This is a genomic window from Shewanella sp. MF05956 (genome assembly GCF_059758055.1).
The window spans coordinates 159,744-173,348 of sequence record NZ_JCAYNV010000005.1 but is presented as its reverse complement, the minus strand read 5'-3'; the positions used below and the strand labels follow the sequence as shown (position 1 = coordinate 173,348).

At 41.9% G+C, this 13,605-nt stretch carries 9 protein-coding genes and 5 tRNA genes; 12 read left to right on the top strand and 2 right to left on the bottom strand.

The window, feature by feature from the left end; translation table 11 throughout:
* Positions 1-65: 65 nt before the first annotated feature.
* Together AC19MX_RS07620 and uvrB are read right to left on the bottom strand one after the other, a co-directional pair.
* A complete protein-coding gene (locus AC19MX_RS07620; RefSeq protein ID WP_498297426.1) occupies positions 66-839 on the bottom strand; it encodes an EAL domain-containing protein in 774 nt (257 codons plus the stop codon).
* A gap of 95 nt (positions 840-934) precedes the next feature.
* Positions 935-2,956, bottom strand: a complete 2,022-nt coding sequence (uvrB, locus tag AC19MX_RS07615) for an excinuclease ABC subunit UvrB (protein WP_498297425.1) — start codon at positions 2,954-2,956, stop codon at positions 935-937.
* Positions 2,957-4,451: 1,495 nt separating this feature from the next.
* On the opposite strand from uvrB, the gene AC19MX_RS07610 reads away from it, so the two are divergent.
* From AC19MX_RS07610 to AC19MX_RS07555, 12 genes are all read left to right on the top strand, one after another.
* Positions 4,452-4,527: transfer RNA gene (locus AC19MX_RS07610), tRNA-Asn, on the top strand.
* Positions 4,528-4,560: 33 nt separating this feature from the next.
* Positions 4,561-4,636 (top strand) — tRNA-Asn (locus AC19MX_RS07605).
* Between the two features lie 23 nt (positions 4,637-4,659).
* A tRNA-Asn gene (locus AC19MX_RS07600) sits at positions 4,660-4,735 on the top strand.
* A 29-nt stretch (positions 4,736-4,764) separates the two neighbouring features.
* Positions 4,765-4,840, top strand: a tRNA-Asn gene (locus tag AC19MX_RS07595).
* Positions 4,841-4,891: 51 nt separating this feature from the next.
* Positions 4,892-4,967: transfer RNA gene (locus AC19MX_RS07590), tRNA-Asn, on the top strand.
* A 325-nt stretch (positions 4,968-5,292) separates the two neighbouring features.
* Positions 5,293-7,191, top strand: coding sequence for an EAL domain-containing protein (locus AC19MX_RS07585; RefSeq protein WP_498297423.1), 1,899 nt, complete (start codon positions 5,293-5,295; stop codon positions 7,189-7,191).
* A gap of 139 nt (positions 7,192-7,330) precedes the next feature.
* The gene (gene rsxA / locus AC19MX_RS07580; protein WP_188916400.1) at positions 7,331-7,909 is read left to right on the top strand and encodes an electron transport complex subunit RsxA; all 579 of its coding nucleotides are present in this window, start codon (positions 7,331-7,333) and stop codon (positions 7,907-7,909) included.
* A gap of 1 nt (position 7,910) precedes the next feature.
* Complete coding sequence (gene rsxB / locus AC19MX_RS07575; protein ID WP_498297421.1) at positions 7,911-8,489, top strand: electron transport complex subunit RsxB; 579 nt, start codon at positions 7,911-7,913, stop codon at positions 8,487-8,489.
* Positions 8,483-11,209: an electron transport complex subunit RsxC gene (gene rsxC, locus AC19MX_RS07570; RefSeq protein ID WP_498297420.1), complete on the top strand. Its 2,727-nt coding sequence runs from the start codon at positions 8,483-8,485 to the stop codon at positions 11,207-11,209. The genes rsxB and rsxC overlap by 7 nt, the downstream gene beginning before the upstream one ends.
* A gap of 2 nt (positions 11,210-11,211) precedes the next feature.
* Complete coding sequence (gene rsxD, locus AC19MX_RS07565; RefSeq protein ID WP_498297418.1) at positions 11,212-12,264, top strand: electron transport complex subunit RsxD; 1,053 nt, start codon at positions 11,212-11,214, stop codon at positions 12,262-12,264.
* Between the two features lie 2 nt (positions 12,265-12,266).
* On the top strand, positions 12,267-12,911 hold the full coding sequence (rsxG, locus tag AC19MX_RS07560; protein WP_498297416.1) for an electron transport complex subunit RsxG: 645 nt from the start codon (positions 12,267-12,269) through the stop codon (positions 12,909-12,911).
* The gene (locus AC19MX_RS07555) at positions 12,904-13,599 is read left to right on the top strand and encodes an electron transport complex subunit E (protein ID WP_498297415.1); all 696 of its coding nucleotides are present in this window, start codon (positions 12,904-12,906) and stop codon (positions 13,597-13,599) included. The genes rsxG and AC19MX_RS07555 overlap by 8 nt, the downstream gene beginning before the upstream one ends.
* Positions 13,600-13,605: the final 6 nt, after the last annotated feature.

Genomic DNA, 13,605 nt, shown 5'->3' with positions numbered 1-13,605 from the left:
TCCGCTAGTGTCATAGTCAATAGATGTTAAAACGCGCCTTTACGGCGCGTTTTTTATTATCTGATTTATGCCTTGAGCAACTCAAAATCAATGTCAGGCAAACATTCAAAACCGGGTTTGGCAAAAAGATAACCTTGCATTAGCTCGATACCAGCATTTTTTAACCAAAGATACTCCTCCATGGTTTCAATCCCTTCGGCTAAAACCGTGATATTGAGTTCGTGCATCATATTCAAGCAATGGCTGACGATGATCTGACGCGTTGTATTTAAATGAATATTGCGGATAAGCCCCATATCAAGCTTAATAATATCCGTTTGGAAGTCGGCTAATAAATTCAATCCAGAAAAACCAGAACCAAAGTCATCGGTCGCGGTTTTAAATCCTAACGCTTGATAATAATTAACAATTTTTTTGATGTGTTCGCTGTCTTCAATCTTTTCAACTTCAGTAAACTCAAACATAATCCGTTCAGTCGGGAACTGATATTTTTTAGCCGCCTCAAGCGTGGTGCGAATACAGCGCTCGGGTTTATAAATCGCATTAGGTAAAAAGTTAATGCTTAACATGGAATCGATCTGCAACTTTGCAGCTAAAGCGATTGCTTTGATGCGACAAAGTTGATCGAACAAGTAGCGGTTATCGTCGTTAACCTTAGCGATAATGGAATAAGCCGATTCATTATTGACGCCGCGCACTAGCGCCTCATAACCAAAAACGTCCATGGTTTGGCAATTGATAATCGGTTGGAATGCCATGGTAAAATCAAAGCCGAGCTCATTATCATCGATACAATGATTACACACTACTTTATCGCAATTTATATCGTCTGATGTCATATTTATACCAGTTCATTCTCTGTCGTTTGCGCATCAATGCGTCATAAGCAATTCAATTAAAGCACTTTACATAAAGTGTAGTCTACTCAGATTGGCTAGCTGTTTAAAATAATTTGCTCACGTAGTTGTTTAACTTCATCGCGAAGCGCTGCGGCTTGTTCAAATTCTAAGTTTCTGGCAAATTCGTGCATTTGCTTTTCAAGTGCATCGATTTGATGGCTCAAATCAGCAACACTGGTGTACGTTGCTCGATTGTCTGCCACTTGTGCATATTTGCCTTGTTGTTTGTGCTGACCTTTGGCTTTTTTAGGATCGCCTACATCCATTACGTCGGTGATACTCTTCACGACGCCGCGAGGTACAATCCCAAGCTTTAAATTGTGCTGATGTTGTTTTTCACGTCGACGTTCAGTTTCACCCATGGCTTTTGCCATTGAGTTGGTGATTCTGTCGGCATAGAGAATCACTTTACCGTTAACGTTACGTGCAGCGCGGCCAATTGTCTGAATAAGCGAACGTTCAGAGCGTAAAAAGCCTTCTTTATCAGCATCGAGAATACACACTAACGATACTTCGGGTAAATCCAGGCCTTCACGTAATAAGTTAATCCCGACTAACACATCAAAATGACCTAAGCGAAGATCGCGAATAATTTCAATTCGCTCAACCGTGTCAATATCTGAGTGTAAGTAACGTACTTTAACACCATGTTCGTCGAGGTATTCTGTTAAGTCTTCTGACATACGTTTAGTTAACGTTGTCACTAATACCCGCTCATTAACCGCCACGCGTTTATGAATTTCAGATAATAAATCGTCTACTTGGATCCCAACAGGGCGAACCTCAAGTACCGGATCAAGTAACCCGGTTGGACGAACGAGTTGCTCAGCAATTTCGCCATCACTTTTATCCAGCTCATACTGGCTAGGTGTGGCCGAAACAAAAATAGTTTGCGGCATTAAACGCTCGAACTCTTCGAACATTAACGGGCGGTTGTCGAGTGCTGAGGGTAATCTAAATCCATACTCGACTAGATTCATTTTACGGCTACGATCGCCTTTGTACATGGCGCCTATTTGTGGCACCGTCACGTGCGATTCGTCAATAATCAACAAACCGTCTGCAGGTAAATAATCCAGAAGCGTCGGAGGTCCTTCACCGGTGCCCCGCCCCGACAAATAACGTGAGTAGTTTTCGATACCTGAGCAATAACCTAATTCAACCATCATTTCGACGTCGTATTGCACTCTTTCCGTGATCCGTTGCGCTTCGATAAGTTTGTTGTTGTCGAGCAAGAATTGCCGGCGATCACGCAATTCTTCTTTAATGTCTTCTGTTGCCGCTAATATTTTTTCACGTGGAGTGACATAGTGCGTTTTAGGATAAATAGTGGTCCGCACGATGCGCTTATTTATTTGTCCTGTCAGTGGATCAAATTCGCTCAAACGTTCTATTTCATCGTCAAACAATTCAATGCGGATGGCTTCACGTTCCGATTCTGCGGGGAATATGTCAATCACTTCACCACGCACACGATAAGTGCCACGCTGCAGTTCGATATCATTGCGCTTGTATTGTAATTCACTGAGGCGAATAAGAATGTCACGTTGCCCCATAAAGTCACCCTGACGGAGGTGCAGTAACATTTTCATGTATGACTCAGGATCACCCAGGCCATAAATCGCAGACACAGAAGCAATAAGTACCACATCTTTGCGCTCTAATAATGCTTTGGTCGCCGATAAACGCATTTGCTCAATATGGGCGTTAACCGATGCATCTTTTTCAATAAAGGTATTTGAGGCGGGTACATACGCTTCTGGTTGATAGTAGTCGTAGTAAGACACAAAATACTCAACGGCATTGTGTGGAAAAAATTCTTTCATTTCGCCATAAAGCTGAGCCGCAAGCGTTTTGTTAGGCGCCATGATAATGGTTGGACGCCCCATTTGCTTAATCACATTAGCAATGGTGTAAGTTTTACCTGAGCCTGTCACGCCTAATAAGGTTTGGCTGGCAATGCCTGAGTGCAGACCCTCAACTAATTGATTGATTGCGGTGGGCTGATCGCCGGCGGGCTCAAATTTGGACTCTAAGGTGAAAACTGACTCTGACACTGCATGACTTCCTTAATAATTGAACTGTTTATGATATACCTAAACGCTAATGGGTTGCGACTGTAAATATTGATATGCCTTGATGCAGCACTGCAGTGCTGCATTGCCAACCTAGCCATGACAAATAGGCGATACCAATAAATAACGAAAAATAAATAACGAAAAATAAATACCGATAAATAAGCGATTTCAAAAGCTGAGCATTACTGGTTACGGGAATTGACGCTATGGTAACTAAAGTGATCTATTTGGGTGGTACTTTTATCAGATTGATATCTCTTCAATATAATTGAACAATGTACAGCGCGGAATCGTTGAACTATAAATTAAACCCACTCAAGCACAAGCGTACTCGTTAGCGTAATGTCTGTATTTGCAGGACGATTACGATCGTTTACCGCCATACAAACATTGATGATGACAACGATGCGATCCTTATATAGACGTTATCGACACAAGCCGTTTGGTGTTAAATACCGCGTGTAAATCGGTGAAAAACTAAACTAAACTGCAATTTAATACACAATCTACAATGCAAACGGATTACAATTTTGCAATCCACAGAACAGTGAAAAAACAAAACAGTTGATTTTTGTATTCATTTGAATTTAATCAAGTTAATTTATCGCTAATGAATAAGTGCATTTTAAGTCCAAGCCTTGCTCAGTAAGGGATTGAAGAGCATTTATAGAAGAAGTCCACATGTTTATCCACAGATTTAGTGGATAACTCACTAAACACCAATGTGGCTGCGGGATAGCGCGATGGCAAGGTTCATAAAAACGTAAGAATGTTTTGATGAAATTTAATTACATTTGATATGCAATACGAAACAGCAAGACAATCGGTTCATTATTTCCTAATGTAAGAGTGCCCACAAACGACGTTAAAGGGTTTGATCAAAAGCAATATCAATTAACACAACGCGGTAGGTCCTTTAAATCGTTAATGGTATTGGTCATACCCTTATATGTGCAATGAATGTAACCGAAAAATGGATGTAACCGAAAACTCACAGCTTCAATGCATGAGTGCTAACCCCAGTAGAGAAACAATCTAGGCTGCCAAAGCCACTCATAAAATAGGTAAATGCGCTCATCGCTACTGTCTTTTAAAAACTTTTGTACGTTCAAAGCACAGACTCACTTTAGTACTTATCCATAGCGTGACCCAATAGTGGCCTTCCCAGGAGTAAATTACCTCGAGTTACGACTGGAATCAAAATGACACCTAAGTAATGAGCACCCTACTGCACTTTTGATTTAACTCTTCTTTAATGAGCACAAGATCAACAAAGATCTGAATTGAATATATAAGTGTTTCATTTTCTATTCATTGTTTAAAAATCGACATAAACGCCCAAAAGTCGTGCACGATGTGTATTTGATAACCAATTAGTCACATAAATGCGTTTTTTTTTATAACTCGAGTTGACTCAGTTACCAGAGCGTTTTACTATGCGCTCCGTTCTCAGCAATACATTGCTAAAAACGTTTCCCCAGTAGTTCAGTTGGTAGAACGGCGGACTGTTAATCCGTATGTCACTGGTTCGAGTCCAGTCTGGGGAGCCAATTTAGTATGTAAGTTTAGAATATAAGCGTAATTCCCCAATAGTTCAGTTGGTAGAACGGCGGACTGTTAATCCGTATGTCACTGGTTCGAGTCCAGTTTGGGGAGCCAACGTTTATAATTATCGAAATAATTCCCCAATAGTTCAGTTGGTAGAACGGCGGACTGTTAATCCGTATGTCACTGGTTCGAGTCCAGTTTGGGGAGCCATCGAGATAATGCATTTGAAATAATACGCTTCCCCAGTAGTTCAGTTGGTAGAACGGCGGACTGTTAATCCGTATGTCACTGGTTCGAGTCCAGTCTGGGGAGCCATTTCAAGTCAAAATAGTTCGATAGTAAATAGTTCAATCGTAATAATACGCTTCCCCAGTAGTTCAGTTGGTAGAACGGCGGACTGTTAATCCGTATGTCACTGGTTCGAGTCCAGTCTGGGGAGCCATTATTAACATCAGCTTCATTCCTCGAAAAAATTCTCTTTTACTTTATACTCTCACTTTCATTTGAAACTTTATTGATTGATAATGTCGCTAACTTAATGTCTTCTGCACCGTCATTCTACTCATCTAATTTACCTGTTTTTTCCTGTGATTATAGTGCTTTAGGTTAATAATAATTTAATACTACACCTGCTATAATATTATTGGTTATTATATACACTATTGTGACAACACATTTATCATCATGCCCATCCAGATGACACTGTTATTAACGACAGCATTTGGCTGAATGGCATAAATTGGCAACTCGTAAGGAATGGATGTTTTATGGGCTTATCAAAATCCTTTCAGCTGGTTCTGTTAATTGTTTTCGGCCTATTGGTTTTCCGTATTTACTCGGTTGAAAATAATGAAGTTCAAGAACAAGGTGAAATCGCGCGCGCAAGTTATTTGCAATATGTGCAAACATATCGTAACTGGGATGGTGACGGCGAAGCCCTATATCAGCAAATGTCGAGTACATTCACTTTTCAATTCTTCCAATTTATTCATAATACTGACAGTAATCTAAACTTCACTCACGGTAGCTTACAACGTCCAAGTGATGACTTTGCCAGCAAAATTTTCGATATTGAGCTGGGTCACATTGACTCTTTTCCCCAAGCACGCTTGCAAGTTCGACTAGACACATCAAGCGTACTTTCAGCGAATATTGCCGATCTTGAACAAACCGCCACCTTATTAATTGGTGCATATATTCTGTTAATGTTGTTGTTTGCAGCATTAGTACAATTACATAAAAAACGCATTCGGTATGCAGCGGAGTACATTACACATATTCCTGATTTGTCTTTTTTAGCACTAGAACGTTCTCGTTTCCCTGGGGTTTTACGCCCATTAGGCAATGCCCTTGAAACTTGCCGTAGCCAATTGAAACTTAGCCTAGACAGCGTCAGAAAAGAAAACGAATTACTCACTAAAGCCGCTTACCAAGACCCCGTCAGTGGTTTTTCTACTCGGCAACGTTTTACTCAATTTTTAGAAGACTTAAGCAAATCAAATAAACAGCAATATGGCGTCTTGATCATGGTAAAAGCCGCAGAGCTTGCGAGCATTAACCAACTACATGGACGAGCCGCGGGTGATGATTATTTAGCTAAATTGGCTAATTGTATTCGTAAAGCGGTTTCATCATTAGGGGTAAATGAATGTTTTAGAGTCTCCAGTGGTGACTTTGCAGTCTTTATCGATGGCTTAACACTTAAAGAAGGTGAAAAATGTTTAGAGAGTCTTAAACGTCATCTCGATGAGTATGCTCAAAGTACTCGTAGTGATTCCATTGCCCATGCAGGCATGGTGCCTTATAAAGAAGGGTGTGAACCTTTAACGTTAATGGCATTAGCGGACACTGCAGTTAGCATTGCACAAACATTAGGGCCTAACCGATATTATCAACTTGAGAAGCTCTCTGGTGATGAGCAATTAGGTGATGACCATTGGAAAATTACCATTGATGACTTAATTAATCGCCGCAGCATTAACTTTTATCAACAACCTATTCAGCCTTGTAATAATCAAACAGACCTCTATCGTGAGCTGTTAGCACGTTTTTATAACGCTGAAGGTAAACACCTGCCTACGACCACAGTGATTGCGATGGCTGAGCGTTACGGCTTGAATGTCGAACTTGATAAAATGATTGTGATACAAACCATTAAAGTGTTAAGTGAAAACCCAAGTGTTATCGGCAACATGGGGGTCAACATTAGCGCATTATCGGCGTTACAAGATGGCTTTACCACCTGGTTAAAAGACCTATTAACCAAGCATCGTCAAATTGCATCTCGGATTATATTCGAACTTAATGAGTCTGGTATGCAAGCCAATTTAATTTCCAGTCATCAATTTGTCAGCGAAATGCATAAAGTCGGTGCTAAAGTGGCTATTGAGCGTTTTGGTTTAGGATTTACCTCGTTTAAATTTTTCCGAGAAGTGCGCCCAGACTTTATCAAATTAGACAGTAGTTATAGTGATAATATTGAGCAAGATAACAACAATAAGTTTTTTGTTCGTATGATTGTCGATATCGCTAAGCGTATCAGTATTCGGGTAATTGCTACCGGTGTTGAAAAACAAGACGAAAAACTAACTTTAGAAAAATTACTCGTTGACGGCCTACAAGGATATTACATTGCAAAACCTGAATTACTGGTCAAAAAACAGTAATTATTGTGTTATAAAAAGGTAAAATTGAGCATTTTATTACAAGGTTAAGCATTTTATGTTTAACCTTGTTTTTTATCCGTTGTTTCTCAACGCTAAACCTTAGATAATACTAAGATCTATTGGTCAAAAAAATGTAGCAATGACAGAGTACCTTCTTCTATTAATCGGCACAGTACTGGTTAATAACTTCGTCCTAGTTAAATTCTTAGGTCTATGCCCTTTTATGGGGGTGTCGAGCAAATTGGCGTCTGCGATTGGTATGTCAATGGCGACCACGTTTGTATTAACCCTCGCCTCAATTTTAAGCTATCTCACCAATGAATTTTTATTACAGCCTTTCGACCTCAGTTACTTACGTACCATGAGCTTTATTCTGGTGATTGCCGTTGTAGTCCAATTTACTGAAATGGTCGTACAAAAAACCAGTGCATCACTGCATCGTGCTTTGGGTATCTATTTACCGCTTATTACCACTAACTGTGCAGTATTAGGTGTGGCTTTACTCAATGTAAATGAAGACCATAACTTTATTCAATCTGCTATTTATGGTTTTGGGGCTGCGGTTGGCTTTTCATTAGTGTTGATTTTATTTTCGGCTATGCGTGAACGCTTAGCGGCTGCCGATGTGCCCGTCCCCTTTAAAGGCGGCGCAATAGCGATGATCACCGCTGGACTAATGTCGTTAGCGTTTATGGGGTTTGCGGGGCTGGTTAACTAACATGACAAGTATATTTATTGCCGTTGCGGTGCTGAGTTTATTGGCATTAGTGTTTGGTGTTATTTTAGGTTTTGCCTCGAAGAAATTTAAAGTCGAAGGTAATCCGGTTATCGATCAAGTCGAAGCCTTGCTACCGCAAACGCAATGCGGCCAATGCGGATACCCTGGTTGTCGTCCATACGCTGAAGCGATTGCCAATGGTGACCATATCAATAAGTGTCCTCCTGGCGGTACTGCGACCATGGAGAAAATTGCCGAATTGATGGGGGTTGATCAAGAACCTTTAAATGCCGAAGCCCAATCTACAATAAAAAAAGTGGCTTACATCCGTGAAGACGAATGTATTGGTTGCACCAAATGTATTCAAGCTTGCCCAGTAGATGCCATTTTAGGCGCGGGTAAACTCATGCACACCGTCATCGCCAAAGATTGTACGGGTTGTGATTTATGCGTAGAACCTTGCCCTGTTGATTGTATCGACATGATCCCTGTTGAAACTACTCTGCAAAATTGGGATTGGAAATTAAACACAATCCCAGTCAAGGTGATTCATTCTGAGCAAGAGGAACAAGCGTGCTAACGTTATTAGAACAACTTGATAAAGGGTCGTTGTGGCAATCTCCTGGTGGGATCCATCCTCCTCAATTAAAAACACTTTCTAATCAATCTGCGATTGCGCGCTTACCCCTTGCTAAGCGTTTTGTCGTACCGGTACCGTTAGTCGGTGAGCAAGCTACGTTGACCGTGGCAGTGGGCGATAAAGTGTTAAAAGGTCAGGCACTCACAGAAGGTGCTGGCTTTACTTATTTGCCGGTTCATGCGCCTACGTCAGGGCAAATTATTGCCGTAGAGCAACACGCAACTAACCACCCTTCTTCGCTTCCAACATTGAGTTGTATTATTGAAGCCGACGGGCAAGACACCTGGTGTGATTTAACCCCTAATAGTCTTGAGCAACTGTCTAAAGCGCAAATATTAGATAAAATCAAACTAGCAGGTATTGCAGGCATGGGCGGCGCGGCATTTCCAAGCCATGTCAAACTCAATCCTGCCAGTGAAATCAACTTAGTCATCATCAATGGTATTGAGTGCGAACCCTATATCACCTCAGATGATCGATTAATGCGCGACCACAGTGATGAAATCTTGTCTGGCGTAGGGGTGATTAACCATTTACTTAACCCTCAGCGGATCATTATTGCCATTGAAGACAATAAGCCTGAAGCAGCGCAAGCGATGCAAGCAGCGGTTAATCGAAGCGATTTGCCTAAAGGCGTCGTTCGTGTCACGGTCATTCCGACAAAGTATCCTTCTGGCGGTGAAAAGCAATTAATCCAAATTATTACCGGCAAAGAAGTGCCCAGTGGCTCTATACCTGCTCAACTCGGTATTGTGGTTCACAACGTTGGTACCGCCTATGCTATTCAAGAGGCGATATATCAGGGTAAACCGCTTATTGAGCGCGTTGTCACCTTAACCGGCGAACACATTGGCCAACCGGGTAATTATTGGTTACCCATTGGTACTACAGTGGCCGATGCATTGCAGTCGGTTCATTTTATCGAATCTGCCGAGCAGAAAGTCATTGTCGGTGGCCCGATGATGGGTTACGCCCTAGCTGAGTTAGATGTGCCTATTTTAAAAGGCACTAACTGCTTGTTAATACCAAGCCAAAATGAAATGGCTCCTGTTGTTGATGAAAAAGCCTGCATACGTTGTGGTGAGTGCGCAGTGGCCTGTCCTGCATTGTTATTACCACAACAACTTTTTTGGCATGCAAAAGCCGAAGAGTACGATAAAGCGGCCAGTTTTAACTTAAAAGACTGTATTGAGTGTGGTTGTTGCAGTTATGTATGCCCAAGTGATATTCCGTTAGTTGAATATTATCGCGTTGCTAAATCGGCATTAAAAATAGAAGCGGAAGAGAAACGTCAAGCTGAACAAGCTAAAATCCGTTTCGAGACACGCTTGCAGCGCTTAGAAGATGAAAAGAATGCGCGTGAAGCGAAAGCCAAAGAAGCGGCAGCTAAACGTCAAGCAAGCATGAAGTCAACAGATAAAGACGCCGTTGCGGCCGCCATGGCACGCATTGCGGCTAAAAAAGCGCAAGATGCGGCAATATCTTCAACAACTGCGTCAGTTGAAACAACAACACCAGCTCCGCTAACAGCAGTCGATCCTAAAAAAGCCGCAGTTAATGCAGCCATTGAGCGCGCTAAAGCCAAAAAAGCGGCCCAAGCAACAGCTTTAAGCAGTGAATCGAATAACACAACACACGACACTGACGTTGTCGTCGATGACAAGCAAGCTAAGATTGCCGCCGCGGTTGCACGCGCCAAAGCCAAGAAAGCAGCTCAAGCCAGTCAAACCGACGCGACTGCAGCAGGTTCTGAGCCAGCAACTGAAACTCAATCAACAATTAGTATTGAATCATCAACAGATGCCATTGATGATAAAAAAGCCCGTGTCGCAGCGGCTGTTGCCAAAGCAAAAGCTAAAAAACTTGCTCAAGAAAGTCAAACTGACGTCACATCAGCAGCATCTGTACCAACATCTGAAATTGAATCAACGGTTAATATTGAATCACCAATAGATGCCATTGATGATAAAAAAGCCCGTGTCGCAGCGGCTGTTGCCAAAGCAAAAGCTAAAAAACTTGCTCAAGAAAGTCAAACTGACGTCACATCAGCAGCATCTGTACCAACATCCGAAATTGAATCAACGGTTAATATTGAATCACCAATAGATGCCATTGATGATAAAAAAGCCCGTGTCGCAGCGGCCGTCGCCAAAGCAAAAGCTAAAAAACTTGCTCAAGCCGGACAAACGGACGTGACGGCAACAGGATCTGTCCCAGCAACTGAAATTGAATCAACGGTTAATATTGAATCACCAATAGATGTCATTGATGATAAAAAAGCCCGTGTCGCAGCGGCCGTCGCTAAAGCAAAAGCTAAAAAGCTTGCTCAAGCCAGCCAAACGGATATAACCGTTACCCCTCTTGAATCAACAGAAAATGAATCAATAAATAATGAACCATTAAAAAATGAATCATTATTAGAGGCTATACCTGCAATATCTCAAGCAATAACAGATGATAACGTGGCTAGCTTGCACACTGAAACGACACCAACGTTTGAACATGAGACAGTATCTGTTAGCAATACCACTTCAGTCATTAACAATGACGATGCTGTTGAGTTAACCCCTGAACAAATCAAAAAAGCCAAAGTCGCGGCAGCTGTTGCCAAAGCAAAAGCGAAAAAGCTCGCTAAAAGTGCTGAGCAAGAGGAACAATAATCATGGCATTTAAAATTGCCTCGTCACCCCATGTGAGCACCAGTTTACACACCAATACCGTGATGAAACGGGTGGCCTTATGCCTTATTCCGGGTATTGCTATTCAAAGCTATTATTTTGGTTTGGGAACCTTAATTCAATTACTCTTGGCAGTGAGCGTGGCATACCTCGCTGAAGCTGCGGTAATGAAGTTACGTAACAAACGCATTAAAGCCACCCTTAGCGATAACAGTGCACTGGTTACGGCGTCATTACTTGCTGTTGCCATTCCACCATTAGCGCCTTGGTGGTTAATTGTTATCGGGACCCTTTTTGCCATCGTCATCGTAAAACAACTTTATGGTGGTTTAGGCAATAATGTATTTAACCCGGCAATGGCTGCATATGTATTACTGCTTATTTCATTTCCCGTTCAAATGACCTCATGGGTTGCACCGCAAACCATTGCAATGAATCACGTTTCTTTGCTGACCAGTGTGCAAACTATTTTTGAAATCAATCACTCTTTTGCGCCTGAGTATTTTCGTTTAGGTATAGACGGCATAACCATGGCTACGCCTTTAGATACGCTCAAAACCGATTTATCCATGGGATTAACCACCACGGAAAGTTTAGCAAAACCTATATTCTCTGGAATGGCTGCTGAAGGGTGGTTTTGGGTTAATATGGCATACCTTGCTGGTGGGCTTATCATGTTAAAACTCAAAGTGATACGCTGGCATATTAGCGGCGCTATCATTGCCAGTGTGTTTGTATGTGCCAGTTTCGGCTTTTTAATCAGTCCCGATACCTTTGTCAGTCCGTTAATGCACCTATTTAGTGGTGGCACTATGATAGCGGCTTTTTTTATCGCTACGGATCCGGTGACTGCGGCAACCAGTCCACGAGGTCGATTAATATTTGGCGCCATGATTGGTGTATTGATTTACCTTATTCGTACTTTTGGTGGTTACCCAGATGCGGTGGCATTTGCGGTATTGCTCGCCAATATGTGCGCGCCATTTATTGACTACTATGTCCGCCCACGTAGCTACGGTCATCGCACAGGAAATTAACCATGTCTATTAATGATAATCCGATGATTAAAAATGGCTTATTGTTAGCCCTGTTTGCATTGTGTTGCACGGGTTTAGTGGCGATCGTTAATGCCCTCACCCACGACACTATCGCACTACAGCAACAAAAGCAGCTAACCGAAACCTTAACTCAAGTCATTCCAACTCACTTACATGACAATGTGTTATTTGAGCAATGTATTTTAGTACACTCACCAGAGTTACTGGGCAGTAAAAATGCCTTACCCGCTTACTTAGCTTATAAGAATCAACAAGCTGTTGCGATTGCCATTGAAGCTATTGCCCCCGATGGTTATAACGGTGAAATCAAGCTGATTATCGGTATTGATAATGACGGCCAAGTATTGGGAGTGCGCACGCTATCGCATCAAGAAACACCTGGTCTTGGTGATAAAATTGAATTACGTAAATCAGATTGGGTGACTCACTTTAGTGGCAAACTGTTTAAAGATAATACGGACTTGTGGAAAGTGAAAAAAGACGGTGGTCAATTTGATCAATTCACTGGCGCCACTATTACGCCACGCGCCTATGTCAAAGCCATCAGTAAAGCGTTAAGTTTTGTAGAGCTTCATCGTCAAGATTTGTATAAAAGCCATGTGAAGTGTGAGGGCAACCATGAGTAATTATCGCGAAATAGCGAGCCAAGGTTTGTGGAAAAATAACCCAGGACTTGTCCAGTTACTTGGTTTATGTCCATTACTGGCTGTCACCGCAACCATCACGAACGCATTGGGTTTAGGGGTTGCGACACTATTGGTATTAATGGGATCCAACATCTTAGTATCATTAGTACGTGATTATGTACCAAAAGAAATCCGTATTCCGGTGTTTGTCATGATCATTGCTGCCTTAGTGACCTGTGTGCAATTATTAATTAATGCTTATGCTTATAATTTGTATATTTCATTAGGAATTTTCTTACCGCTCATCGTCACAAACTGCGTCATTATTGGTCGGGCAGAAGCATTTGCATCGCGTAACTCACTAGCGCATTCAGCTTTTGACGGCTTAATGATGGGCTTAGGCTTTACAGCAGTATTAGTCGTATTAGGCGCAAGCCGTGAGCTATTAGGCCAAGGCACGTTATTTGATGGAGCCGATTTATTATTAGGTGAATGGGCCAGTATACTGACAATACACGTCTGGCAAGTTGATACCCCATTCTTACTCGCCATGTTGCCACCAGGCGCATTTATCGGCATGGGCTTACTCATTGCCCTTAAAAATGTTATCGACAGCAGAATTAAAGCTAGGCAGCCTAAAGTGGAGTCTGTTGGAGTGACTCGCGCTCGGATCACTAAGGTAAGTTAACTACAT

Excerpts from the sequence above, each read along its gene's own strand:
- AC19MX_RS07620 (WP_498297426.1), bottom strand. The coding sequence starts at position 839 with ATGACATCAGACGATATAAATTGCGATAAAGTAGTGTGTAATCATTGT.
- AC19MX_RS07585 (WP_498297423.1), top strand. The coding sequence starts at position 5,293 with ATGGGCTTATCAAAATCCTTTCAGCTGGTTCTGTTAATTGTTTTCGGC.
- rsxA (WP_188916400.1), top strand. The coding sequence starts at position 7,331 with ATGACAGAGTACCTTCTTCTATTAATCGGCACAGTACTGGTTAATAAC.
- rsxB (WP_498297421.1), top strand. The coding sequence starts at position 7,911 with ATGACAAGTATATTTATTGCCGTTGCGGTGCTGAGTTTATTGGCATTA.
- rsxD (WP_498297418.1), top strand. The coding sequence starts at position 11,212 with ATGGCATTTAAAATTGCCTCGTCACCCCATGTGAGCACCAGTTTACAC.
- rsxG (WP_498297416.1), top strand. The coding sequence starts at position 12,267 with ATGTCTATTAATGATAATCCGATGATTAAAAATGGCTTATTGTTAGCC.
- AC19MX_RS07555 (WP_498297415.1), top strand. The coding sequence starts at position 12,904 with ATGAGTAATTATCGCGAAATAGCGAGCCAAGGTTTGTGGAAAAATAAC.